The sequence below is a fragment of the Bradyrhizobium sp. SZCCHNR3119 genome (genome assembly GCF_032487775.1).
Taxonomy (GTDB): Bacteria; Pseudomonadota; Alphaproteobacteria; order Rhizobiales; family Xanthobacteraceae; genus Bradyrhizobium.
The window spans coordinates 522,867-549,034 of the sequence record NZ_JAUEUV010000002.1 but is presented as its reverse complement, the minus strand read 5'-3'; the positions used below and the strand labels follow the sequence as shown (position 1 = coordinate 549,034).

Below are 26,168 nucleotides of genomic sequence, written 5' to 3'. Positions count from 1 at the left end.
CGCTCTAGCCGACAGCGCGCTGCAGTGACGCCACAGCCGCCACGCCGGCATGCGTGGCGTGGCCATCCGTGCCCGTCGCTGTGCGCGCAATCGGCACGAGCAAGCGGCAGATCAGCCCCTCCGGCCGCCAATCGAACACGGCTTGGCCGCCGAGCTGGCTCTCGACGCTCGCCATCAGGCTGCGCGTGCCAAAGCCGCGCGAGGTCGGCACGTGCACCAGGGGGCCGCCGGTCTCCACCCAGACCAGATCGAGGCGGTCATCTTCGACGCTCCAGCTCACGGAGATCTGCCCGGACAGCACCGAGAGCGCGCCATATTTCGCCGAGTTGGTGACGAGCTCATGCAGGGCGAGCGCAAGCGTCTGCGCGGTGGCCGGCTGCAGTTGCAGCTCCTCTCCCGAAGACGATATCTGCCCGCCGTTCGCGTAGGGAGCAACTTCTTCCGCCACCAGCCGGCCGATTTCAGCACCTTGCCAACTGGACAGCGACAGAATGGTGTGGACGCGCGCCAGCGCGCTGATGCGGCCTTCGACGGCCCGGACATAGGCCTGGACGTCCTCAGCGCGGGTCAGGCGGACGATCGACTGTGCCAACGCCAACGCGTTTTTGGCGCGATGGTCGACTTCCCGCGTCAGGAGCATCTGGCGCTCCTCGGCGTTCTTCCGATCGGTGATATCGACGGTGACCCCGCTGACGCGCAGGACCCGACCTGCCGTGTCGGTGGTCGCTGCGGCCGTCGCCACGCACCAGCGCTGCTCGCCGTCCGGCCGTTTGATTCGAAACTCCGCTTCGAATGACTTGGTCCCCTTGGAGAAATCGGCAATCATGTCCTGCAGGCGCACGGAATCTTCCGGGTGGCAGAGCGCCATGATGTTCGTCGAGTTGACTTCGAAGCTGTGGGGGTCAACGCCGAAGATGCGATACTGACCATCGTCCCACATCCAGTCGCCGTTGACGCCGTCCCAGTCCCACGAGCCCATCTTTCCGGCCGCTATCGCCATGCTGCGCCGTTGCTCGCTTTCGACGAGCTGTGCCGTCGAACGTTCGAGCTCGGCCGTGCGCGCGCGCACACGGTCCTCGAGCTCGGCGTTGAGACGCTCCAATTGCCGGGTCTTGCGATAGAGCTCCGCGAACACCTTGATCTTGGCGCGCAACACTTCCGGCACCACCGGAACCGGCACATAGTCGACCGCGCCCATCTCATAGCCGCGCAGGCGATCGAAGTCGCTGACCTGGATCGCCGATATGAAGATGATCGCGATCTTCTGGAAGCGTGGATGTTCCCGGATCATCGCGGCAAGCTCGAAGCCGTCAAGTTCGGGCATGCACACGTCGACCAGGATGACCGCGATCTCGGTCTTCAACAATATCTCCAGCGCTTCGCGGCCGGAGGTCGCGACGACGAGCTTTTCCCCGAGTTCCTTCAGGATGACTTCATAAGCCAAGAGCTTGGCTGGCTGGTCGTCGACCAGAAGGATGTTGATCTTTTCATGCTCCATCATCATCAACCGCTCAGCGATGCAGCCACATGCGGATCGCAAGGAGTAGCTGCTCGGTGTTGACGGGCTTGGCGAGATAATCCGATGCGCCGGCTTCGAGGCACTTTTCGCGGTCGCCCTTCATCGCCTTGGCCGTGAGCGCGATGATCGGAAGGCGGGCGAAGTTTGGATTTTGCCGGATCACGCCGATCGTCTGGTAACCATCCATCTGCGGCATCATGATGTCCATCAGCACGATTGCAATCGTCGGGTTGGTTTCAACGAGCTCGATCGCCTCGTTGCCGGTCGTTGCGGTCAGGACTTTCATGCCGCGTCGTTCCAGCACGCTCGACAGAGCAAAGATGTTCCGCGCGTCATCGTCGACCAGCAGCACGGTTCTGCCGATCAGGTCCTCGTCGGAACTGTTGAGCTTCTCCAGCATCCGCTGTTTCTCGGCCGGCAGTTCCGTGATCACGCGATGCAGGAACAACGACGTCTCGTCGAGCAGCCGTTCCGGCGATTCAACACCCTTGACCACGATGCTGCGAGCCATGGTGTGAAGTTCCGCGTCTTCTTCGGCCGAGAGTTCGCGCCCGGTGAAGACTACGACCGGCACGCCGGAGAGCGTAGGATCCGAGCGAAGCTGATCCAGCACGTCGAAGCCGCTCATATCAGGTAGACGCAGATCCAGTACCACGCAGTCGCAAGGGGAGCCGCGCAAGACACTGAGCGCATGGGCGCCCGTGTCGGTCGCGATGATCTCGATATCGTGGTGGTCGAGCAGTTCGCGGATGCTGAGCTGCTCGGCCGGGTTGTCTTCGACGATCAACAGGCGCTTGCGGCGCGGCTTGGCATATTCCTTGATCTGCGCCAAGGCTGCACTCACGCCCTCGGTCGTCGTCGGCTTGTTGACGAAGGAGAACGCGCCACGCGCCAGCGCATGCTGTCGGTCTTCATCCAGCGTGATGATCTGCACCGGAATGTGTCGGGTCAGCGGATTGTGCTTGAGCTGACTGAGGACGGTCCATCCCAGCATGTCCGGCAGGAACACGTCCAGCGAGATCGCCGCGGGCTGGTATTGCTTGGCAAGGTCGAGCGCTTCCGCGCCACGGCTGGCGACCAAGACCTTGAAGCCCTTGTCGCGCGCGAGATCGATCAGTACGCGCGCGTAGTGTGGATCGTCTTCGACGATCAGCAGGATCGTATCGCCGGGGTCGAGGTTAAGCCGGTCATCCGGGAGTTGCTCGATGACACGCTCCTGGGACGTCGGCTGCTGCAGGGTCGAAGACTGCGCATATTGGGACGAAGAGCCGGAGCTCGTGCGCGGCGCCACGGTCGGGCCGGCATATTTCAGCGGCAGATAGAGTGTGAACGTACTGCCTTTGCCGAGCGCGCTCCTGAGATGGATTTCTCCGCCGAGCAGGTTCGCGAGTTCGCGGCTGATCGCAAGTCCGAGACCCGTGCCACCGTATTTGCGGCTGGTCCCGGCATCGGCCTGCTGGAACGCCTCGAAGATCAGCTTCTGCTTCTCCTGCGGGATGCCGATGCCGCTATCGGATACTTCAAACGCGATCACGGCGGGCGCCGTGTTGAGGACGGGATGCTCAGCGCTCCAGCCGCCGACGGCGGCGGCGACCTTCAGGTGCACGCCGCCTTCGGCCGTGAACTTGAAGGCGTTGGAGAGCAGGTTCTTCAGGACCTGTTGCAGGCGTTTGGAGTCGGTGACGATGCTGCGCGCCAAATTCGGATCGACGTCGATGTCGAATGACAACTGGCGGTTCTCGGCTTCATGCCGGAACGGCCGTCCGACAGTCTCGAGCAGGTTGGACGTGAGGATCTCCTCCGCGTCGACCGTCACCGTGCCGGACTCGATCTTGGAAAGGTCGAGAATGTCGCTGATCAGGTTCAAGAGGTCGGTGCCAGCGCCATGAATGGTGCGGGCGAATTCGACCTGCTTGGCCGTCAGGTTGCCGTCGGGGTTTTCGGTCAGCTGCTGGCCTAGGATCAGGATGCTGTTCAGCGGCGTGCGCAGCTCGTGTGACATGTTCGCCAGGAACTCTGACTTGTACTTCGACGTGAGCGCGAGCTCGGTCGCCTTTTCTTCCAGCGCGCGGCGGGCCTGTTCGATTTCCTGATTTTTGCGCTCGACTTCGACGTTACGTTCGGCGAGCTGCTGCGCCTTCTGTTCGAGCTGCTCGTTGGTTTGTTGCAGCTCGCGCTGCTGCGCCTGAAGCTCGGCGGCGAGCTGCTGCGACTGCTTCAGCAGACCTTCGGTCTGCATCGTGGCTTCGATCGAATTGAGCACGATGCCGATGGAGTCGGTGAGCTGCTCCAGGAAAGTCATCTGCGAGGTCGTGAATGTCGTCAAGGACGCAAGCTCGATGACGGCCTTGACCTGGTTCTCGAACAGGACCGGCAGCACCACCAAATTCCTTGGGATAACGCGCATCAGCGCCGAGCCGACCGGGATGGCATCGGCGGGGATATCGGCGACGAGGCGCTGCCGCTTGTCCATCGCGCACTGGCCGACCAGGCCCTCGCCGAACTGCAGGACTTGCGGGTGGGGATAGATCCCATCATCGGCATAAGCGGCGAGCAGCCGCAGCTGCGGCGTATATTCGTTCTCGACCTGGTAGATCACGCCGCGATGCGCGTTGACCAGCGGCGTCAGCTCGGTCAGCAGCAGCCGGCCGACGGTGGTCAGGTCGCGCTGGCCTTGCAGCATGTTGGTGAATTTGGCGAGGTTCGTCTTCAGCCAATCCTGCTCGGTGTTGAGGTCGGTCGTGAGCCTCAGATTGGTGATCATCGTATTGATGTTGTCTTTGAGCTCCGCAACCTCGCCGCGCGCATCGACCTGAATGGTGCGCGTGAGATCGCCCTTGGTCACGGCGGTCGCGACCTCCGCGATCGCGCGGACCTGGGACGTCAAGTTGGCAGCCAACAGGTTGACGTTGCCGGTCAGATCCTTCCAGGTGCCGGCAGCGCCGGGCACATTGGCCTGGCCGCCGAGCCGGCCTTCCACGCCGACCTCGCGCGCCACGCTGGTGACCTGATCGGCGAAGGTCGCCAGAGTCTCCGTCATGTTGTTGATGGTCTCGGCAAGCGCTGCGACCTCGCCCTTCGACTTCACAGTCAGGTTCTGCTTGAGGTCGCCATCGGCGACCGCGGTCACGACCTTGACGATGCCGCGCACCTGTTCGGTCAGGTTGGCGGCCATGAAATTCACGGTGTCGGTCAAGTCTTTCCAGGTGCCGGCCACGCCGGGGACCTGGGCCTGACCGCCGAGCTTGCCTTCGGTGCCGACCTCGCGGGCGACGCGGGTGACTTCGCCGGCGAACGCGTTGAGCTGATCGACCATGGTGTTGATGGTGTTCTTCAGCTCGAGGATTTCGCCCTTCACATCGACGGTGATCTTGCGCGAGAGGTCGCCGCGCGCGACCGCGGTCGTGACTTCGGCGATGTTGCGGACCTGGGTGGTGAGGTTTGCCGCGAGCAGGTTGACGTTATCGGTGAGATCCTTCCAGGTGCCGCCGACGCCTGGCACCACGGCCTGGCCGCCCAGCCGTCCCTCCGTGCCCACCTCGCGGGCGACGCGCGTCACTTCGGCCGCGAACGAGCGCAACTGCTCCACCATGGTGTTCAAGGTGTCCTTGAGCAGCAGGATCTCGCCACGCACGTCGACCGTGATCTTCTTCGAGAGATCGCCGCTGGCGATGGCGGTGGCGACGTCGGCGATGTTACGCACCTGCGCCGTCAGGTTCGAGGCCATGAAGTTGACGTTGTCGGTCAGGTCCTTCCAGGTGCCGGCGACGCCGGGCACTTCGGCCTGTCCTCCCAGCTTGCCTTCGGTGCCGACCTCGCGGGCGACGCGCGTCACTTCGGAGGCGAAGGCGTTGAGCTGGTCCACCATGGTGTTGATGGTGTTCTTCAGTTCGAGAATTTCGCCTTTGACGTCGACGGTGATCTTGCGTGAGAGGTCGCCGCGGGCCACGGCGGTCGTCACTTCGGCGATGTTGCGGACCTGGGCCGTGAGGTTGCCGGCCATCGAGTTGACGCTGTCCGTCAGGTCCTTCCAGGTGCCGGCGACGCCAGGCACGTTGGCCTGGCCGCCGAGCCTGCCTTCGGTGCCGACCTCGCGCGCGACGCGGGTCACTTCGCCCGCGAAGCGGTTGAGCTGGTCGACCATCGTGTTCAGCGTTTCCTTCAGGCTGAGGATCTCGCCGCGGACGTCGACTGTGATCTTGCGCGACAGGTCGCCCGAGGCGATCGCGGTCGCGACCTCGGCGATGTTGCGGACCTGGGCCGTGAGGTTGCCGGCCATCGAATTGACGCTGTCGGTCAAATCCTTCCAGGTGCCGGCGACGCCCGGCACTTCGGCCTGGCCGCCGAGCTTGCCGTCGGTGCCGACCTCGCGTGCGACGCGGGTGACTTCGCCCGCGAACGCATTGAGCTGGTCGACCATCGTGTTCAGTGTCTCCTTCAATTGAAGGATTTCGCCCGAAACATTGACCGTGATCTTTTTCGAGAGGTCGCCTTTGGCGACCGCGGTGGCGACTTCGGCGATATTGCGGACCTGGCCGGTCAGGTTGGACGCCATCGAGTTGACGCTGTCGGTCAGGTCCTTCCAGGTGCCGGCAACGCCGCGCACCATGGCCTGTCCGCCGAGCTTGCCTTCGGTACCGACCTCGCGTGCGACGCGCGTCACTTCACCGGCGAAGGCATTGAGCTGATCCACCATCGTGTTGATGGTGTCCTTCAACTCAAGGATTTCGCCGCGCACGTCCACGGTGATTTTCTTGGACAGGTCGCCATTGGCAACGGCGGTCGTCACCTCGGCGATGTTGCGGACCTGAGCCGTCAGGTTGGACGCCATCGAGTTGACGCTCTCTGTCAGGTCCTTCCAGGTACCGGCAACGCCGAGCACGTTGGCCTGGCCGCCGAGCCGGCCTTCGGTGCCGACTTCGCGGGCGACGCGCGTCACCTCGCCCGCGAAGGCGTTGAGCTGGTCGACCATCGTGTTCAGCGTCTCCTTCAACTGAAGGATCTCGCCCGACACGTTGACGGTGATTTTCTTGGAGAGGTCGCCGCCGGCGATGGCGGTGGCGACGTCGGCGATGTTGCGAACCTGCGCGGTCAGGTTCGAGGCCATGAAGTTGACGTTGTCGGTCAGGTCCTTCCAGGTGCCGGCGACGCCGGGGACCTGGGCCTGGCCGCCGAGCTTGCCTTCGGTGCCGACCTCGCGGGCGACGCGGGTGACTTCGCCGGCGAACGCGTTGAGCTGGTCGACCATGGTGTTGATGGTGTTCTTCAGCTCGAGGATTTCGCCCTTCACATCGACGGTGATCTTGCGCGAGAGGTCGCCGCGCGCGACCGCGGTCGTGACTTCGGCGATGTTGCGGACCTGGGTGGTGAGGTTTGCCGCGAGCAGGTTGACGTTATCGGTGAGATCCTTCCAGGTGCCGCCGACGCCTGGCACCACGGCCTGGCCGCCCAGCCGTCCCTCCGTGCCCACCTCGCGGGCGACGCGCGTCACTTCGGCCGCGAACGAACGCAGCTGATCGACCATCGTGTTGATGGCCTCCTTCAACTGCAGAATTTCGCCGCGCACGTCGACGGTGATCTTCTTGGAAAGGTCGCCGTTGGCGACCGCAATCGTCACCTCCGCGATGTTGCGGACCTGGCCGGTGAGATTGTTGGCCATCGAGTTGACGCTCTCGGTCAGGTCTTTCCAGACGCCTGTCACCTCCGGCACCTGGGCCTGGCCGCCGAGCTTGCCTTCGGTGCCAACCTCGCGCGCGACGCGCGTCACCTCCGAGGTGAATACGCTGAGCTGCTTGATCATTGTATTGACGATGTTGGCGGACTGCAGGAACTCGCCGGCGAGCGGTCGGCCGTCGACATCGAGCTTCACGGTCTGCAGCAGGTCGCCTTGCGCAACAGCCGCAACGGCGCGCGTCACTTCGCGGGTGGGCCAGAGGAGATCGTCGATCAAGGTGTTGACCGAGTCTTCCATGTCGGCCCAGGAACCGGACGCAAGGCCAAACTTTACGCGCTGTCGCGTCTTGCCTTCGCGGCCGACCACTTGGCCGACGCGTTCGAGTTGCTGCGCCATGCGCTCGTTTGCGGCGATGATCTCGTTGAATATATCGGCGATCTTGCCGTCAATTCCGACATAATCGCCGCTCATACGAACTGAGAAATCGCCGGACCGCATCGCCTGCAGGGCGTGCAGCAGATCCTGTCGTGCGTCGGGCTTGCTCAGGCCGTTGGTGTTGCGCTTGGCCGGGCGCGGCACCGTCGGCGAGGCAGCTTCGGAATCGATGTCGCTCATCAAGTCCCCCAAACGCAAGTACATCCTCGCAAGAATCTGCGATGCAGACCTTGCACTTGCATAGAAGCTGTCGCCAACCGCTAAATCAAGAGCGATCGATCTAAGTCGGCCGATGGAACCCGGCGACAAGCCACGCGCCATAACGCTGTTGCCCCGCACTGGTTCCGATGTCATGGCCGATTTTTCGGGCCGCATACAGCGCTGGGGACGGAGCGGCCGGACGCCGGGTACTTAAGCCTTACGATGGAGGATGGCTTATGAAAGTTCTAGGAATGTTTGCTGCTGTGCTCGTCCTCGGCTCACCGGCGGCCTTGGCGGAGAATGGCGGGCCGAGCGGACGTGGATCGGTCCTCGGGGATCCCGCGGCAAGCTCGGCTACGCCGGGAACCGCTCCGACGACCGGCATGGCACGCAGCAGAGTGGCAGCGGAACATCGACCTCGGGCGGACGCGATGCCAATGGCGATCAGCGGCGAGACAAGATGCCTGACAGCGACAGGAACGTGATGCCGCTCGACCAGCAGCATAAGCCGGACACCGGAAAGTAAGCGGAGACGGCCGCTATTTTTCAGCAAGTGCGGCTCGCGTGTCTTCAAGTTCGGCACGCAGTCGTGGCAGCTGCGCCGCTGCGAAATTCTTCACATCATCGATATCCGAGGATTGGAGATAGCGCTCGAGCACGGAAACGGTCATCTCGTACTGAGCCAGCTGGGCAGCATAGAAGCTGCGTACAAAGGCGGGGCCTTCGGCCGAGTCCATAGCCGCAAGTACGTCGGCCCGCTCGCCGGCAGCTGGCCGGCTGATCTCAGCCTTGCCGGCACGGTGCTGCAACTCGACAAGCGCCTGATCGCGCTGCAGCGCGGCCTCGGCCCGCAGCGCAGCAACGTTCTGAACGTCAGAGTTCGACAGTGCGGCCGTACGATCGATCGCCGCCTGCTGAAATGCGTCGAACTCATACAAGCGAGCGATGACCTCAGGCGGCGTCGGGTGTGGATCGACAGCACCGAGTGGCGTGCGATCGAGACTCTCTGAGCGCACCGCGCCGGCGCCGAGAGCGAGCATGAAGAGCAAGGCAGCAATTCTCATGGCTTCAAAATCGCGCAGTCGCCCACAAGTTCCACCAACATTAATAACGCGTAAGGGCGGTTGTAGGCCGCCGGTGCGGCTACCAGCTAAGATTGATGAAACAGTCAGATCGATTTCGAGAACACGCTGAGAATTGCCTGCAGCTTGCCGAGCGCGCCGCGCAGGGGCCTGTGTTCAGGCGTTACACACGTATGGCCCAGGGGTGGGCCGCGCTGGCCCAAGGGCAGGAATGGCTTGACGGCGAGGTGTCGCCCTTGGGCCACCCAGACTCGGATCGTCCGCGTACTTAGGTGCGAGCTCTTCGGCGTGACAAGACATCGGGTGTGACAAGACATTGGGAGCGAAAGGAGGAACGTCAGATGACTCCCCGCTTGGTTCTTATTGTCCTGATCGTGGCCTTTGGAATGGCATCGGCCTTCGCGACGATCACCACCATCCGGCAGGTCCGGACGGAAGCCTATGCGCTTCCGCAGCCGGTGACCCACATCTGATCCAGCTAGCAGCCTACGGCTGCCCCGAGCCGCCCGACGAGCCGTACACTTGACCATTGGCGTAGCTCGCATCGGCGGCTGCGAGCTGGACATAGATCGAGGCCAGTTCGGCCGGCTGTCCCGGTCGTCCTAGCGGCGTCTGCCCGCCAAATTTCTCCAGTTTCTCCATCGTCGCGCCGCCTGATACCTGCAGCGGCGTCCAGATCGGCCCCGGAGCGACCGCGTTGACGCGAATACCCTTGGGACCCAGCTGTTTGGCGAGCGACTTCACGTAGTTCATCGTCGCTACTTTGGTTTGGGCATAATCATAGAGGTCCGGTGAAGGGTCATAGGCCTGCTCCGACGCCGTGCCAATGATGGCTGAGCCGGGCTTCAGGTGCGGCAGCGCCGCCTTGATGATCCAGAACGGCGCATAGATATTGGTCTTCATGGTCGCATCGAAGTCCTCGGACGAGATGTCGAGGATGGATTGTCGAGCCTGCTGGCGTCCGGCGTTGCTTACGATGATATCGAGGCCGCCGAGGCCTTCGACGGCGCGCTGCACCAACTCCTGGCAGAACCGCTCATCGCGGAGATCACCAGGAATGGCGAGAGCGTTGCGGCCTTCGGCCTTGATCAGCGCGATCACTTCCCGGGCATTCGGCTCTTCGGTCGGATAGTAATTGATGGCGACATCAGCGCCCTCGCGCTCATAAGCGATCGCCGCGGCGCACCCCATGCCGGAGTCTCCGCCGGTGATCAGCGCCTTGCGACCGACAAGGCGCGCGGAGCCCTTGTAGCTGATTTCGCCGTGATCGGAACGGGGATCCATCTGACCCGCCAGCCCTGGTCAAGGCTGCGACTGCCTGTTGAATGGAGGCTTCGGATATTTGTCGACGGGATTGATGAGGTCCTGATTGATGGGGGCTTGGCCATTCTCGCCTGCCATTGGCTCGCGTCCTTTCGCCGTTGCAGAAACGAGGGACGCTGCGGCCAAGGTGGCTCCGCCGCCGACCATTCGTCGGTGAGACATCGAAGGGATCTGGTCGTCTGCCATTCACGTCTTCTCCGCGTTCTGCAGGTCAACGGCGTTCGCTACGGAACGTTTCTAGTCAGCGCGGTCAATTCCGATGATGTCCACCGCCCCGGTACGACCGCGCTTTGGCAATCCCCGGAACAATTCGGAGCGGTCGGCGTCGTTGTGAACTTGGCAACAGCGCTCTGCTCAAATTTTCCATTCGGACGGAGGCTTCACATGGCTATGTCAATTGACCAACGCGAATTCGGTAGTCTGATCGGCAGCGACAAAGTCGAGGGGACATCGGTCTATGGACCTGATGACACCAAGATCGGCACGATCGAGCGAGTCATGATCGACAAGATGAGCGGCAGAGTGTCTTACGCCGTGCTTGGCTTCGGCGGATTCCTCGGCCTCGGCAATGATCACTATCCGCTGCCCTGGCAGTCCTTGAAATACGATACACGGCTGGGCGGCTACGTCACCGGAATCACCGAGAGCCAGCTCCGCGGCGCGCCACATTACAGCGATGACCGGGAGTGGAACTGGTCGGACGTCGCCGCAACTCGGGCGGTCAATGATTATTACGGCGTTCCGATCGTCTGACCCCTGTCGGGCGAGCACGGGTTCAACACGCGCGAGGCCGTCCATCGGGGCGGCCTTTTTGCTGATGATCGCAGTCATTCTGGAGCAGCTGCAAAAGCCGGCCGGGAACGAAGCTCGCGCAAGACAATTACCTCGCAGAAGCCGTCGCGCAGGGGGCAATCGACAGTTCAAGCCGAGGTGTTTGCCGTGGATGCCCAGACCAAATCGCGCGGGTTGTCTGCGGACAAGGGGCAGGCGCTTGATCCGCGATCCGAGCCGAAGTCCGCGGAGCAGGACCGTAAGGGAAGGCAGGAGGGCAGAGAGCCGCAGGCGCAAACCGAGCACAAACGGTCGCTGGCGGATCGGCTGCGGGCGCATCCGGTGCTGACAGCGGCAGGCGTTTGCATCCTGCTGATAGCTGCGATCGGTGCGCTTGCTTATTGGCTGAATGCACGCCACTACGAGAGCACGGATGGCGCCTTCGTCGCAGCGCGCAGCTATTCGGTGGCGCCGAAGGTTGGCGGTTACGTCACCCATGTTCTGGTGACCGACAACCAGCATGTCAAAGCCAGCGACGTGCTCGCGCGCATCGATGATCGCGACTACAGAATTGCGGTCGATCAGGCGCAAGGGCAAGTCGCTGTGGGACAGGCTAATGTCGACAACATCCAGGCGCAAATCGATAGCCAGCGCGAGCAGATCGCACAGGCCAAGGCGCAGGTCGACCAGGCCCAGGCGCAGCTCGAGTTCGCCCAGCAGGAGGAAGCCCGCGCACGGGATCTCGTCGAGAGGGGGGCGGGCACGGTTCAGCGTGAGCAGCAGACCCGCTCCGACTTGCAGGCTCAACAGGCCAACACGACGCGCACGAAGGCGGCATTGACGGCGGCTGAGCTCGGAATAAAGACCCTGCGCGGCGCAGCTTGAAAGCGCCAAGGGCTCGTTGCAGCAGGCGCAGGCCCAGCTCGATCAGGCCAAGCTCAACCTGCAATACACGAACGTGACGGCCGGGGAGGCCGGCCGCGTGGTCAAACTGAGCGCAGCGAAAGGCACGCTGGCAACTGCGGGACAGAGCTTGATGATGTTCGTGCCGGACGAGCTCTGGGTGGTCGCGAACTACAAGGAGACCCAACTCGCCGACATGCGCCCGGGGCAGCTGGTCGAGGTGCGGATCGACGCCTATCCGAGCCGGAAGCTCTCCGGGCGTGTAGCATCGGTACAGCCGGGCTCCGGCACGGCCTTCAGTCTGCCGCCGGCAGAGAACGCCACGGGCAATTACGTGAAGGTCGTGCGGCGCGTGCCGGTCAAGATCACGATCGACGAATGGCCGGCCGATCTGGCGGTCGGACCGGGCATGTCGGTCGTACCCTGGACGAAGGTGCGATGACCGACGCTGCCGAAGGCGGCGCTGCTGCTGGCGGTTGGTCGCCGGAGCGGTCCGCTGCCGCCGGCCACAATCCCTATTTGATCGCCTTCGTGGTCTCGATCGCCACCTTCATGGAAGTGCTGGACACCACGATCGCCAATGTCGCGCTCCGCCATATCGCGGGTGGGCTGGCCGTCGGCATCGACGAGAGCACCTATGTGATCACAAGCTATCTCGTGGCCAATGCGATCGTGCTGTCGATCTCCGGCTGGCTCGCCACCGTGATCGGCCGCAAGCGCTTCTACATGATCTGCGTCGCCGTGTTTTCGCTCGCCTCGCTCCTGTGCGGTTTTGCGTGGAGCCTGGAGGCGTTGGTCGTGTTCCGCATCCTGCAGGGGTTCGGCGGCGGCGGCATGGCGACCAGCGAGCAGGCGATCTTGGCCGATTCGTTCCCTCCCGCGAAACGCGGACAGGCATTCGCGATCTACGGTGTCGCCGTCGTGGTCGCGCCTGTGGTCGGCCCGACGCTGGGGGGCTGGATCACCGATACGTACTCTTGGCATTGGGTGTTCCTGATCAATGTGCCGATGGGCCTGTTGTCGCTGTTCCTCGTCGGTACCCTCGTGGGCGAGCCGTCGGGCGCGGAGGAGGAACGGGCACGGCTGCTCAGCAATGGCCTGCGCGTCGACGTCATCGGCTTCGCGCTGTTCGCGATCGGGCTCGGCTCGCTGGAATTCGTGCTCGACGAGGGGCAGCGCAACGACTGGTTCGGTTCGAACATGATCCTCAGCGTCGCATTGCTCGCGGGGGTCTGCCTGTTGGCCTTGATACCTTGGGAGCTGAGCCGCGAAGATCCTATCGTGGATATCAGTCTGCTTGGGCGGCGCCAGTTCGGCGCCTGCTTCATCGTGATGCTGGCGACCGGGGCGGTGCTGATCGCAACCACGCAGATGTTGCCGCAGCTGCTGCAGGCAGAGCTCAACTACACGGCGTATTTGGCCGGACTCGTGCTGTCGCCAGGCGGCATCGTGACGATGATGATGATGCCGATCGTCGGGCGCCTCGTCAGCGTCGTCCAGCCGAAATATCTCCTGGTGTTCGTCGCCGCCGTCGTCGCCCTCGCGATGTGGTATCTGACCGGGCTGAACGGCGACATCACCTACGGCTACGCAGCGATGTCGCGCGTCATGCTCGGCGTCGGGCTGCCTTTTCTCTTTCTGCCGGTCACGACCGCATCCTATGACGGGGTGCAAGCGAACAAGACCAACCAAGCCTCGGCGCTGATCAATGTCGCGCGCAATATCGGGGGCTCGATGGGGGGGGGCACTGTCGCAGACCATGCTGGCGCAACGACAGCAATTCCATCAGAGCAGGCTGATCGAGCACGCGGCACCGTCCGACATCGGGTATCAGCAGACGATCGATGCGGTGACACGCTACTTTCAGGCGCATGGATCCAATGCAAGCGACGCGGCAGGGCAGGCGATCGCCTGGGTCGGGCAGACGCTACAACATCAGATCGATCTGCTCGCCTATATCGACGTATTCTGGACGCTGTCGATGTTGGGGCTTCTGATGATTCCGGTGGCTCTGAGCATCAGGCCGATCGACCTCGGCGCGGCGCCTCGCGGGCATTGAAGCTGCGAATGCGAGGTTCAGGCGGCTGAACTCTCCGGTGAGCGCGGCGATGCTTCGCCCGTGGAGCGACGTGAGAGCCAGCTCGGAATCTCGCGGTAGCTCACGCCTTTCTCCTTCATCTCGGCGATGGTCCATTTGCTCGGATGTCGTTCCTTGCCGACGAAGATCCAATCCTCCGGCGCGGGGGGCGGCTCATTCGGCCGGGTTCGGAGCCAGGCCGAGCGCGCGCCTTTGGGCAACCGGTCTGGCTTCATCTGATAGAGATCATACATTGGCGAACGCATTACGTACCCCACCCCACACGCACACAACATCACCAGGGGTAAGCATCAACTGGCGCGCGGCAGAATTGTGAAATTGGAGCGGCGAGGGTGTGCAAAAGCGACATTGAAATATGATGGTGCGGTCGAGCCACGACAATAAGGCGCTTCTTGACGTAGAAAAGCCCGCCGCTGCCGGCGGGCTCCAACCGCTGAATGAAGCCCCGACTTAGAAGAAGCCGTAGCTCAGGTCGAGACCATAGCTGGCGTGGAGCAGGGCTCCAAACACAGCGGCTCCGCAGAGCATCAGAACGGTACGTAATTGCTCGGCAGTGAGGCTGGCGTCATGGAAGCTTGGGATAGATTTTACGATGGTTGTCATATGTGATCTCTGTACGCGGTGCGAGGACTGAGCTTGATCAACTTTGTAGCATATCCCTGATAGAACCCGGCTAGAGCAGATCCGTTGTGATTGCTTTAGACGGTTTCTAACAACGGAATTTGGAACCCAGCTTCGTGCACTTTTTGCGGCGAAGTTGCGGAAACAGGGTGCGCGTACGGAATCTATTACAGAAAAAGCCCCTAAAAGGTTGTAAGTATGGACGAGATTCAATTAATGCTGGTTAACCACGCCCGTTCTGCGGAATTAGTTCGTCTGACATATGATTGGGGTTGCTGAGGGATAGCTACTCGCGCGTTGTGATCGCTGCTGCACGGACACGGTGGGAGCATTTCGCGGTTGTTGCGCGCGTCATGTACAACCTAGATCGATCTGACGCTGGCGCGTCGGCGGCCGTTGCTACCAGGATGGCTGAACGAGCCGCTACGGTTTGGTTTCGGCACGCTTCTGCCGTTGGACCGCGCGCTCCACTTCGGATGCGAGAACGTCAAGGTGGTCCGCCAGACGTCCAAACAGCTCGCGCTTGGCGCGATCGGTCGTCAGATCGCGGATCATGGCGCATTCGGCGGCGTCGGCTCGGAGCTTGTCCAGATGTGCAATCATGTCTTTCATCGGATCGTCTCCAGAGGCGCGATCCAACGCGGGAACAGGCATCTGGTTCCCAGGTAGCGTGTCCGGCAGCCTCCTCACGTGGCCGCGTGGTCAATCGTCCCAAAGCCGCTCGCCGCAACTGCCGCATTCGAACAGCCGAACCGTGCGGCCGCGGCGAGGGTCGAGCATGGTCTGGCGAAGCCAGAGCGGCGTTGCGCAGTTGGGACAGCTGGGCCTGATGTTGTCGGTCTTGCGCTCCGGCATGTCCTTGATATCGGTCACGGCAGGCGGTCTCTACCAAACGGTGTCAGCGCCTAAGATACGAACCGGGCCGCGATCAGTTTCAAATCGTCCAGGTTCAATTCGCTACCGCTCGCGTCATGGCGCGGAGCGGCCACGATGGGCAGTCAGCAACCAGGTCGCTTGGCCTGCGTTGCCGTCCGATGGATAAGCTCCGAGAGGGTGGTTTTTGGATCGCGATCGCAGCCGGCCTCCTGCCGCTGCTCGCCACCGCTGCCGTGCTGCTGTGGGTGCAGAGCTGAGGCCGGCAAGCCGTGCAGGCGCGCGCGATACCAGGTCTACGTCGCCGAGCACGCTGGGCAAGCACGTTGCCCTGGTCGGTGGGATCGATATCGGCCCGACAGGATCGCGCGCCCCTCGCTAGGTGAAGTGGAGCTGTACTGGCTCCACTTCTGAAGTGCGGTACGGCGCGCCGCTTCGGTAGAGCTCACTGGCAGTTCCAGGTGGTGCCTTGCGCGCAATAGCTATAAGGGCTGTCGCCACCGTAACGCTGATACGGAAAATGGCCGGCAGGGTAGTAGCCGTAGTAACCTGGCCCGTCGTAATGAGCCGGTCCACCGTAGTAGACCGGACCGTCGACATAGGCGGGCCCGCCATAGTCGTAGGCATAGGCGTCGCGGGCTGCCGCGGCCGCGAGACCGAAACCGACCGCGCCGGCGACGGCCGCAGCTGCCGCGCCTCCACTCTGCCAATGTCGCGGTCTTGCATTCGCACTTGTCGGCGCCAGCGCGCCGAGCGTCAGGCCGAGAATTGAAGCGGCAACGGCCGTGCGGCCGAGCAGCCGAACTTTTCGGGTCGACATTTGATCCTCCTACGGGTCTCGACAGGCGTGTTGCATGTCCAATCCACATAGAACCATTGCTCCCCGGAAGTAGTTCCGTGCCCTTATGATGGCTGCGGGCCGGAAGGGACCGGGGCGCGCCGACATCGTGACCCGCATCAGGCTGTCATCGAATCGCGACTGAAGCCGGAGGACAGGAACGACAGCGCCTCTGGTCCATTAACGTCCCAGATCGATGGAGAAATCGAATGGCCAGGCATTTAACGCGTGCTCGGCTGACGCGGAGCGTCGCCGGCCTATTCTCAGCTTTGGCGGTTTGCGCAACCGCGGTGTTCGTTGCGGCACGTCACCTGGCAGGCTGACTGCGGGTATTTGCGCCCTCGTGATCCCCTCGTCAGGTCGAGCGCTGCTCGAAGGGCAGATTGGCTGGCGTCCATCGCTTTGCGAGCTCTGCGGGCAGTCCCGTCGAAATCTCATTGAAGACGCCCGCAACTTGCCCATGCCGGTACCGTTGCCCGGTACCGCTGCCAACGGGTTCGATCTCCCTCATTGGCCGCTGCGGCTTGGAGCCCTTGGTCCGTGTTAGCGAACGTCAAGTTCAGGCTAATTTGACTGCCTCACGAGAATGTAGCGACTGCGCTTTGTTGCGGCGCGCGTGAACTACTTCACAGCGGACGTAACCAATGCGGTGTAAGTGGGGGACGGGATCTCCCGGAGGACGACGCCATGGCTGCTACAATCGCTCGAGCTATTTCCCGCGTCTCGGAGACCATCGTCGGAAGCGAGACGCTGAAGATCCTTCTCATCTTCGGTCTGGCAGGGCTTGCGGTCTCGCTGCTGGCGGCCAGCTACGGTCTCGATCTGAGTGTCGGCTTCTTTTGATCGGGATCGACGCCAAGCCAGTCTTGCCGTCGCCTGGGGAAGCGCACGGGCACGTTGCCCGCTCACGTGCGGACGGAAGCGCCTCTCTGAGGCGGCATTAGGGTAGTGTTAGCCGGAGATTCCGGTACCCAGGTCCATTCCAAGATAGGCGAGGGCAAAGCTTAGAACGAGTCCCGCCAAGCAGAAGGCGGCGATCGTGGCGAACTCCGAGTCGCGCGTCTGAGCGACAATCAGGCCGTATCCAATTGCGGTCATGTCAATTCCCAATCTGAAATGAATGGTCCGAGCCTAACGAACACAAGTTTCCAGCAGGTTTCGATCGATTCTCGAAATCCGCCCGAAGTGAGTCATATGTCGTACGACATCCCATCTAATGTCGGCGGCGGTCGCAGGGTGTTCATCGCGAGAAAGACTTGCGATGCATCTCGGTTGAGGTGACTGCAGCGAGGGCCCGCGCACGAAAGAACGGTGCGGATATCGCACGAGTTGTCGGGGTGCCTCGCTTCCAGCTCCGAGGCTTGTTAGTTGCTGCCTTGACTGGGCAGCTCGTGGAGAAGATTCGACGTTCGCTCAATCTGCCCGAATATCGAGACGCGAACGTCGAATCCGAAGCTCACTCACATCGATAAGTTGGCTAGTGGATCTATGAGGCCAAGAGTCGCAAATATGCCTGCCGAGTAGGATGCGAATGCCGGCGTCGGACCACACTAGGACGGCATTCCGGCCGGGTCCGACGCCCGCTCGTCGCTGAACTCGGCATTTCGGGCGCAGCCGATAGCTGTGTAGAAACCCGTCGCAGCGGCAAGGTCGGTCACGGGAGGATTGATGAAGATCATTTTCGGCATGCTTGCCCCTTTTTGGATAACGCGCGTCAGCTCGATCGCAACGACCAGCCACTTCGCACACCTAGGACGTTCGAGCGTCCTGGTGTCCGACACGGCAGTTGAGAAAATGCGATGAGAGCAGGACGAAGGACGACGCGCCGCACGCCGCATCGTAAGCGGGCCCAAGCCGGCCTCTGGAGCATGTGGCGATCCCGGCAGGACTCGAACCTGCAACCCGCGGAGTAGAAATCCGCTACTCTATCCAGTTGAGCTACGGGACCGTCTTGGCACCGGGCGAGTCGCCCGCCGTGTCGGCTTGAATACCACCGCTATATGAAAAATTGTCCGGTTCGCCAAGATGATCCGAACCGGATTTGATCCTGCGCAGACAAAGCGGGGCGGGGGAGTGCCAGAATGCCACTTTTCACGCCTGCGGGACCGAATGAACGGCCTCCGCGGCCACGCGGCTTCCGTCGGTACGGTAGGGCTTGTGAAATGGCTTGCGAAGTCTCGCCCGAGATGAACGGCCTGCTGCCCCGAGACCTCGGGCGCTGCTGGAATTGCGCCACGAAGACGTTCCGTTCTGGCGGCCAACCCGCGTCGGCTGCGATCAGTCTTTCACCATTTCGCGCCCAACCTCGCCACGAATCGGCAAAAACGCGGGCGATGACCCGCGGCTTCCGAAGGAGTTCCCCATGATCGGTCTGGTTCGCGCCGCCGCCCTCTGCGCCGCGCTGGTGCTCGGCCTTGCTGCCGCCTCCGCGGCCGAGAAGGCGTTCAAGCGTGACGATCTCAGTGACGCCGCGATCAAGCTCGAGGCCCAGATCAAGAGCGAGGCGGGGGCGGTGAACAAGCCGGTCGCCACGCTGCGCAGCGATGCCGACGCCGCGTTCCGCCGCAATGATACCCGCGGCGGGCTGCAGATCCTCGGACAGATCTCCGCGACGGCGCCCGACGATGCCGCCAACTGGCTACGATTGGCGCGGACCATCGTCTTCCAGGTCAAGCCGGCCAATTCGACCGAGCAGACCGTCCTCTTGGAGCGCGCCTCCACCGCCGCCTATATCGCCTATCAGCGCGCCGGCAATGCGGGCGAGGAGGCCGATGCGCTGGCGATGATCGGCCGCACCATGGCGGACCGCAAGCTGTGGCGGCCGGCGCTCGATGCTCTCAGGCTGTCGCTCGACCTGCGCGAGGTCGCCGACGTCAGAGGCCAGTACGAACGACTGCGCGACGAGCACGGTTTCCGCCTGCTCGACTACACCGTCGACTCCGACTCCGCGAGCCCACGCGCCTGCTTCCAGTTCTCGGAGGATCTCGCCAAGCGGACCGACTTCACCCCGTTCGTGACGCTGGCCGGTGCCGACAAGCCGGCGCTGAGCTCTGAGGACAAGCAACTCTGCGTCGAGGGCCTCAAGCATGGCGAGCGCTACAACATCAATCTGCGCGCCGGTCTGCCCTCGACGGTGAAGGAGACTTTGCCCAAATCGGCCGAGTTCAACATCTATGTGCGCGACCGCAAACCGTTCGTGCGCTTCACCGGCAAGGCCTATGTGCTGCCGCGCACCGCGCAGAAAGGCATTCCGCTGGTCAGCGTCAACACCCCGGCGGTCAGCATCAACGTGTTCCGGATCGGCGATCGCAACCTGATCAACACCGTCATCGACAGCGACTTCCAGCGGCCGCTGTCGAGCTATCAGCTCACCGATCTCGGCAATGAGCGCGGCATGAAGGTGTGGTCGGGCGAGCTCGCGACCGCCATGACCTTGAACCAGGACGTCACCACCGCTTTCCCGGTGGATGAGGCGATTGGCGAGTTGCAGCCCGGCGTCTACGTGATGACTGCGGCAGCCAAGGCACCGGCGGCCAATGGCGACGAAGACGGCCAGCTCGCGACCCAATGGTTCATCGTCTCCGACCTCGGCGTGACCGCCTTCTCCGGCAATGACGGCATCCATGTCTTCGTCAATTCGCTGGCTTCGACCGCGCCGGTCGCCCATGCCGAGGTGCGGCTGATCGCGCGCAATAACGAGATTTTGGCCACGCGTAAGACCGATGACGCCGGACACGCGCTGTTCGAAACCGGCTTGGCGCGCGGCGAAGGCGGGCTGTCGCCGGCCATGCTGACCGTGTCGGGCGAGAAGACCGATTATGCGTTTCTCAGTCTGAAGAGCAGTGCGTTCGACCTCTCTGACCGCGGCGTTGCCGGGCGCGAAGCGCCGACAGGACCGGATGCCTTCGTCTATGCCGAGCGCGGCGTCTACCGCTCCAACGAAACGGTCTATCTGACTGCGCTGCTGCGCGACGGGCAGGGCAATGCGCTCACCGGCAGCCCGCTGACGCTCGTGGTCGAGCGCCCCGACGGCGTGGAATTCCGTCGCGCCGTTCTGCCCGACCAGGGCGCCGGCGGCCGCAGCTATGCCGTGCCGCTCAACTCGGCGGTGCCGGCCGGCACCTGGCGCGTGCGCGCCTTCACCGATCCGAAGGGCGCATCCGTCGGCGAGACCTCCTTCATGGTGGAGGACTATATCCCCGAGCGGCTGGAGTTCGATCTCTCGTCGAAAGACAAGATGATCAAGGCGGATGCGCCGGCCGAGGTGAAGGTCGATGGTCATTTCCTCTATGGCGCGCCGGCCTCGAACCTGCAGCTCGAAGGCGACATCCTGATCACATCAGCGGCGGAGCGGCCGGGCTTTGCCGGCTATCAGTTCGGTGTTGCCGACGAGGAGACAGCTTCCAACGAGCGCACCCCGATCGAGAACCTGCCCGAGACCGACGACAAAGGCACGGCAATGTTCCCGGTGAGCCTCGACAAGCCGCCGACCTCGACCCGCCCGCAGGAGGCGCAGATCTTCATCCGCATGGCCGAGACCGGTGGCCGTGCCGTCGAGCGCAAGCTCACGCTGCCGGTGGCGGCAACTGCCGCGCAGATCGGTGTCAAGCCGTCCTTTGCGGGCAGCAGCATCGGCGAGGGCGAAAAGGCCGATTTCGATGTCGTGTTCGTCTCGCCCGACGGCAAGGCGCTCGCCCGCAGCGGCCTTCGCTATGAGCTGTTGAAGATCGAGTCCCGCTATCAGTGGTACCGGCAGAATTCCTATTGGGACTATGAGCCGGTGAAGTCCACCCGCCGGGTGGCGGACGGCGACGTGAGCATCGCGGCCGACAAGCCAACGCGGCTCAGCTTCGGGCCGGAGGCCGGGCGCTACCGGCTCGACGTGAAATCGACCGACGCCGACGGTCCGATCACCTCGGTGCAGTTCGATGTCGGCTGGTATTCGGACGGCAGCGCCGACACGCCGGATCTCCTGGAGACGTCGATCGACAAACCGCAATACGCCTCGGGCGACCCGATGATCGTGACGGTCAACGCGCGCACCGCCGGCAAGCTGACCGTCAACGTCGTCGGCGATCGCCTGCTGACGACGCAGAGCACCGACGTCAAGGAGGGCACCAATCAGGTCAAGCTCGTCGTCGGCAAAGATTGGGGCACTGGCGCCTATGTGGTCGCCACCCTGCGCCGTCCGCTCGACACGGCGGCACAGCGCATGCCGGGACGCGCCATCGGGCTGAAATGGTTTGGCATCGACAAGGCGACGCGAACGTTGAACGTCAGCCTGACGCCGCCGTCGCTGGTGCGGCCAGGCTCGACCTTGAAGATTCCGGTCAAGCTCGGCGGTCTCAGCCCCGGCGAGGATGCCAAGATTGTCGTTGCCGCGGTCGATGTCGGCATCCTCAATCTGACCAACTACAAGCCGCCGGCGCCGGACGATTATTATCTTGGCCAGCGGCAGCTCGCGGCCGAGATCCGCGATCTCTACGGCCAGCTGATCGACGGCATGCAGGGGAGCCGCGGCCAGATCAAGACCGGCGGCGATTCCGGTGGCGCCGAACTGCAGGGCAGCCCGCCGACGCAGAAGCCGCTCGCGCTCTATTCGGGCATTGTCACGGTCGGCCCCGACGGCACCGCGGCGATTAGTTTCGACATTCCGGAGTTCGCCGGCACGGCGCGCGTGATGGCGGTGGCGTGGACCGCGACCAAGCTCGGCCGCGCGACGACCGACGTCACAGTACGCGATCCGGTGGTGCTGACGGCAACCCTGCCGCGCTTCCTCTTGCACGGGGATCACGGCACGATGAGCTTCGATCTCGACAACGTCGAAGGCGCCGGCGGCGACTACACCATCGCGGTGAGGGCGAGCGGACCGGTGAAGATCGCCGGCAACGCCAGCACGACGATGAAACTGGCCGCCAAGCAACGCGCCTCTACGAGCCTCGGCCTCGATGCCGGGGGCACGGGAACCGCGCAGTTCGACGTCGATATCAGGGGACCGAATGGGCTTACGCTGGCGCGGCATTATCAGCTCGATGTCAAGCCGGCGACGCAGGTGCTGGCGCGGCGCTCGATCCGCACCTTGGCCAAGGGCGAGAGCCTGACGCTGACGTCGGATATGTTCTCCGACCTCGTACCGGGTACTGGCACGGTCTCGCTGTCGGCGAGCCTGTCGAGCGCGCTTGATGCGGCGACGATCCTCAAGGCGCTCGACCGTTACCCCTATGGCTGTTCCGAGCAGATCACCAGCCGGGCGCTACCGCTGCTCTATGTCAATGAGCTTGCGGCGGGGGCGCATTTGGCGATGGATACTGCGGTCGACCAGCGCATCCGCGATGCGATCGACCGGCTCCTTGCCCGCCAAGGCTCCAACGGCTCGTTCGGCCTGTGGTCGGCCGGTGGCGACGATGCCTGGCTCGACGCTTACGTGACGGACTTCCTGACCCGCGCCCGCGAGAAGGGCTTTGCGGTGCCCGACGTGCTGTTCAAGAGCGCGCTCGACCGCGTCAGGAATTCGGTGGTCAATGCCGAGGAGCCTGAGAAAACCGGCGGGCGCGATCTTGCCTACGGCCTCTATGTACTCGCGCGCAATGGCGTGGCGCCGATCGGCGATCTGCGCTATCTCGCCGACACCAAGCTGAGCAATCTGGCCACTCCGATCGCGAAATCGCAACTCGCTGCGGCGCTCGCTTTGGTCGGGGACCGAACCCGTGCCGAGCGGGTCTATGCAGCCGCAGTCGACAGCCTGTCACCGAAGCCTGCGCTGGTGTTTGGCCGCACCGATTACGGCTCCGATCTGCGCGACGCCGCGGCGCTGGTGTCACTTGCAGGCGAGGGCAATGCGCCGAAGGCGACCTTGACCCAGGCCGTTGCGCGGGTCGAAGCCGCGCGCGGGCTCACGCCCTACACCTCGACGCAAGAAAATGCGTGGCTGGTGCTCGCGGCGCGGGCGCTCGCCAAGGAGACGCTTGCGCTCGACGTGAACGGTCAGGCGGTGAAGACGGCGCTGTACCGCAGCTACCGCGCGTCCGAGCTTGCCGGCCAGTCGCTCAAGATCAGCAACACCGGGGACGCGCCGGTGCAGGCGGTGGTCTCGGTCTCCGGCTCGCCGCAGACACCCGAGCCCGCTGCCGCCAATGGCTTCAAGATCGAGCGCAGCTACTACACGCTGGACGGCAAGCCGGCCGACATCTCGAAGGCGAGGCAGAACGACCGTTTCGCCGTGGTCTTGAAGATCACCGAGGCCAAGCCGGAATTCGGTCACATCATGGTGTCGGACTATCTCCCGGCAGGACTTGAGATCGACAACCCGCATCTGGTGTCGTCGGGCGACAGCGGCACGCTCGATTGGATCGAGGACGGCCAGGAACCGGTCAATACCGAGTTCCGCGATGACCGCTTCACTGCTGCGCTCGATCGCGCCGCGGATTCCAAGGCGGTGTTTACGGTGGCGTACGTTGTGCGCGCGGTATCGCCCGGCAAATATGTGCTGCCGCAAGCCTATGTGGAAGACATGTACAATCCCTCCCGCTATGGTCGGACGGGAACCGGATCGGTCGAGGTTCGCGCGGCGAAATGAGCGAGACAGGGCCAGATTTAGGAGCCGCGGCGGAACCTCAAACTCCGTCGTGGCCGGGCTTGTCCCGGCCGCCCGCGTCTTCGCCCGACGCACGACAGAAACGCGGGGGCATTCGGGGCTCTTGGGTGAAGACGCGTTTCGCGGCTTTGGCCGGTCCTGACGGAGTGAGGTGGGGTACGGCACGACGCCTGGTGACGATCGCGGCTGTCCTGCTTGCGATGGTGATCGTCATCTTCACAGCCTGGATCATCTCCCTCGGTCCGTTGCCGCTGCAAGAGGCGCGCGCCGTGTCCACCACGATCGTCGATCGCAACGGCAAGCTGCTGCGCGCCTATGCGATGGCTGATGGCCGCTGGCGGCTGTCGGTCGATGCAAAGAAGGATGTCGATCCGACCTACCTGAAGCTTCTGCTCGCCTATGAGGATCAGCGCTTCTTCGAGCATCATGGCGTCGATCCCAAGGCGCTGGCACGCGCTGCGGTTCAGCTCGCCACCAGCGGCCATATCGTCTCGGGCGGTTCGACCATCACCATGCAGCTCGCGCGCCTGCTCGAGCCGCGGCAGCACCGCTCGCTGCAGTTCAAGCTGCGGCAGATCGTGCGTGCGCTCGAGATCGAGCGGCAGATGAGCAAGGACGAGATACTCGATCTCTATCTGACGCTCGCGCCTTACGGCGGCAATCTCGAAGGCATTCGCGCCGCCTCGATCGCCTATTTCGGCAAGGAGCCGAAACGGCTGTCGCTGGCCGAGGCCGCGCTGCTGGTCGCGCTGCCGCAGTCGCCGGAGACGCGCCGGCTCGACCGCTATCCGGACGCTGCGAGGAAGGGAAGGGATCGCGTGCTCGACCGTATGGTGTCCGAGCATGTCGTGTCCGAAGAGGACGTGGCGCAGGCGAAAGCGCAACCGGTGCCACGCTTGCGCCACCCCATGCCGATCCTGGCGCCGCATGCGGCGGACCAGGCGGCCGCCGCGGTCAAAGATCGATCGCTGATCCAGCTGACGCTCGATGCCAACCTGCAGAAAGTGCTGGAGCCGCTGGCGCATGATCGCGCCGTGAACCTGGGGCCGAATATCTCGGTCGGCATCATCGTGGTCGACAATGCCAGCGGCGACGTTCTCGCGCATGTCGGCTCGGCCGACTATTTCGACGCGCGGCGGGCAGGGCAGGTCGACATGACCCGCGCAGTGCGCTCGCCGGGATCGACTCTGAAGCCGTTCATCTATGGGCTGGCCTTCGAGGACGGCTTCGTGCATCCGGAAAGCCTGATCGATGATCGGCCGGTGCGCTTCGGCTCCTATGCGCCGGAGAATTTCGACATGACCTATCAGGGCACGGTTCCGGTGCGCAGAGCGCTGCAGCTGTCTCTGAACGTGCCCGCGATCGTGCTGCTCGACCGGGTCGGCGCCAGCCGGCTGTCCTCGCGGCTGAAGCAGGCGGGCGCCAATCTCGTCCTGCCGAAAGATGAGGCTCCGGGGCTTGCGATGGGGCTCGGTGGCGTTGGCGTCACCTTGCAGGATCTGGCGCAGCTCTATTCCGGCTTCCCGCGCCTCGGCAGCACCAAGCCGCTGCGCGAGATCATGGGCAGGGATGACGCGCGGGAGCCCATGCGGCTGATGGACCAGGTGGCAGCCTGGCAGGCCGGCAATGTGCTGTTGGGGACACCGCCACCGGAAAACGCCGTACGCGGCCGCATCGCCTTCAAGACCGGCACCAGCTACGGCTATCGCGATGCCTGGTCCGTCGGCTTCGACGGACGGATCACGATTGGGGTATGGGTTGGCTGCCCCGATGGCGCGCCGGTTCCCGGGCTGATCGGCCGGTTGGCAGCGGCGCCGATCCTGTTCGATGCCTTTGCCCGCACCGGCAAGCTCCCAGTAGCATTGCCGAAGCCGCCGAAGGGGGCGTTGCTGGCCAGCAATTCCAAGTTGCCGTTGCCGCTCCGGCGGTTCCGGCCGTTCGGGGAGCTGGTCCGAGCCGGGACCGAGCAGGCGCCCCATATCCAGTTCCCATTGAATGGGTCGCGGATCGACGTCGATCGCTCGGTCGGTGTGGATGCGGCCGCCATGCCGGTCAAGATCTCCGGTGGAGTGCTGCCCATGACGATGCTGGTCAATGGGCTGGCGGTCGGGGAGATCGACAGCCGGCGGCAGCGTCTGATCGACCCGCCGGGGCCGGGTTTTGCGCGCCTGACCGTCATCGACGCTGTTGGCGCCGCGGACACAGTTGTGGTCAGAATTCAGTGACATTTCGCTAA

At 63.6% G+C, this 26,168-nt stretch carries 15 protein-coding genes, 1 tRNA gene and 3 pseudogenes; 7 read left to right on the top strand and 12 right to left on the bottom strand.

The genetic code is table 11. From position 1 onward, the window contains the following. Window positions 1-4 precede the first annotated feature (4 nt). From QX034_RS29770 to QX034_RS29760, 3 genes are all read right to left on the bottom strand, one after another. A complete protein-coding gene (locus QX034_RS29770) occupies window positions 5-1,498 on the bottom strand; it encodes an HWE histidine kinase domain-containing protein (RefSeq protein ID WP_316196340.1) in 1,494 nt (497 codons plus the stop codon). 13 nt (window positions 1,499-1,511) lie between these two features. After that, the gene (locus tag QX034_RS29765) at window positions 1,512-7,808 is read right to left on the bottom strand and encodes a HAMP domain-containing protein (protein WP_315703842.1); all 6,297 of its coding nucleotides are present in this window, start codon (window positions 7,806-7,808) and stop codon (window positions 1,512-1,514) included. A 560-nt stretch (window positions 7,809-8,368) separates the two neighbouring features. Next, on the bottom strand, window positions 8,369-8,869 hold the full coding sequence (locus QX034_RS29760) for a DUF4142 domain-containing protein (RefSeq protein WP_315704280.1): 501 nt from the start codon (window positions 8,867-8,869) through the stop codon (window positions 8,369-8,371). Window positions 8,870-9,252: 383 nt separating this feature from the next. On the opposite strand from QX034_RS29760, the gene QX034_RS29750 reads away from it, so the two are divergent. Next, the gene (locus QX034_RS29750) at window positions 9,253-9,384 is read left to right on the top strand and encodes a hypothetical protein (protein ID WP_315703844.1); all 132 of its coding nucleotides are present in this window, start codon (window positions 9,253-9,255) and stop codon (window positions 9,382-9,384) included. 13 nt (window positions 9,385-9,397) lie between these two features. Here the strand turns inward: QX034_RS29750 and QX034_RS29745 are convergent. Beyond that, window positions 9,398-10,420, bottom strand: a pseudogene (locus QX034_RS29745) (SDR family oxidoreductase). Between the two features lie 198 nt (window positions 10,421-10,618). Here QX034_RS29745 and QX034_RS29740 point away from each other — a divergent pair. From QX034_RS29740 to QX034_RS29730, 3 genes and pseudogenes are all read left to right on the top strand, one after another. Continuing rightward, a complete protein-coding gene (locus QX034_RS29740; RefSeq protein WP_316185193.1) occupies window positions 10,619-10,987 on the top strand; it encodes a PRC-barrel domain-containing protein in 369 nt (122 codons plus the stop codon). Between the two features lie 333 nt (window positions 10,988-11,320). Beyond that, window positions 11,321-12,350, top strand: a pseudogene (locus tag QX034_RS29735) (HlyD family secretion protein). Beyond that, window positions 12,347-13,967, top strand: a pseudogene (locus QX034_RS29730) (DHA2 family efflux MFS transporter permease subunit). Before QX034_RS29735 ends, QX034_RS29730 begins: the two co-directional pseudogenes overlap by 4 nt. Before the next feature lie 17 nt (window positions 13,968-13,984). On the opposite strand, the gene QX034_RS29725 reads toward QX034_RS29730, so the two are convergent. From QX034_RS29725 to QX034_RS29705, 5 genes are all read right to left on the bottom strand, one after another. Continuing rightward, the gene (locus QX034_RS29725; protein WP_315742049.1) at window positions 13,985-14,251 is read right to left on the bottom strand and encodes a hypothetical protein; all 267 of its coding nucleotides are present in this window, start codon (window positions 14,249-14,251) and stop codon (window positions 13,985-13,987) included. Between the two features lie 205 nt (window positions 14,252-14,456). Further along, on the bottom strand, window positions 14,457-14,609 hold the full coding sequence (locus QX034_RS29720) for a hypothetical protein (protein WP_315703848.1): 153 nt from the start codon (window positions 14,607-14,609) through the stop codon (window positions 14,457-14,459). Window positions 14,610-15,050: 441 nt separating this feature from the next. Then, the gene (locus QX034_RS29715; protein ID WP_315703849.1) at window positions 15,051-15,239 is read right to left on the bottom strand and encodes a hypothetical protein; all 189 of its coding nucleotides are present in this window, start codon (window positions 15,237-15,239) and stop codon (window positions 15,051-15,053) included. Between the two features lie 90 nt (window positions 15,240-15,329). Next, on the bottom strand, window positions 15,330-15,500 hold the full coding sequence (locus tag QX034_RS29710) for a hypothetical protein (protein ID WP_315742050.1): 171 nt from the start codon (window positions 15,498-15,500) through the stop codon (window positions 15,330-15,332). Window positions 15,501-15,945: 445 nt separating this feature from the next. After that, a complete protein-coding gene (locus tag QX034_RS29705; protein WP_315703851.1) occupies window positions 15,946-16,320 on the bottom strand; it encodes a hypothetical protein in 375 nt (124 codons plus the stop codon). A 705-nt stretch (window positions 16,321-17,025) separates the two neighbouring features. Here QX034_RS29705 and QX034_RS29700 point away from each other — a divergent pair. Further along, entirely contained in the window at window positions 17,026-17,181 is a 156-nt protein-coding gene (locus tag QX034_RS29700) for a hypothetical protein (RefSeq protein ID WP_315703852.1), read from the top strand. A gap of 108 nt (window positions 17,182-17,289) precedes the next feature. Here QX034_RS29700 and QX034_RS29695 read toward each other — a convergent pair whose 3' ends face one another. From QX034_RS29695 to QX034_RS29685, 3 genes are all read right to left on the bottom strand, one after another. Continuing rightward, entirely contained in the window at window positions 17,290-17,436 is a 147-nt protein-coding gene (locus QX034_RS29695; protein ID WP_315703853.1) for a hypothetical protein, read from the bottom strand. A gap of 452 nt (window positions 17,437-17,888) precedes the next feature. Then, window positions 17,889-18,026, bottom strand: a complete 138-nt coding sequence (locus tag QX034_RS29690) for a hypothetical protein (protein ID WP_409998206.1) — start codon at window positions 18,024-18,026, stop codon at window positions 17,889-17,891. 183 nt (window positions 18,027-18,209) lie between these two features. Beyond that, window positions 18,210-18,286, bottom strand: a tRNA-Arg gene (locus tag QX034_RS29685). 414 nt (window positions 18,287-18,700) lie between these two features. Here QX034_RS29685 and QX034_RS29680 point away from each other — a divergent pair. Next, complete coding sequence (locus QX034_RS29680) at window positions 18,701-23,914, top strand: alpha-2-macroglobulin (RefSeq protein WP_315703854.1); 5,214 nt, start codon at window positions 18,701-18,703, stop codon at window positions 23,912-23,914. Beyond that, window positions 23,911-26,157: a penicillin-binding protein 1C gene (gene pbpC, locus QX034_RS29675; protein ID WP_316196215.1), complete on the top strand. Its 2,247-nt coding sequence runs from the start codon at window positions 23,911-23,913 to the stop codon at window positions 26,155-26,157. The genes QX034_RS29680 and pbpC overlap by 4 nt, the downstream gene beginning before the upstream one ends. Window positions 26,158-26,168 lie beyond the last annotated feature (11 nt).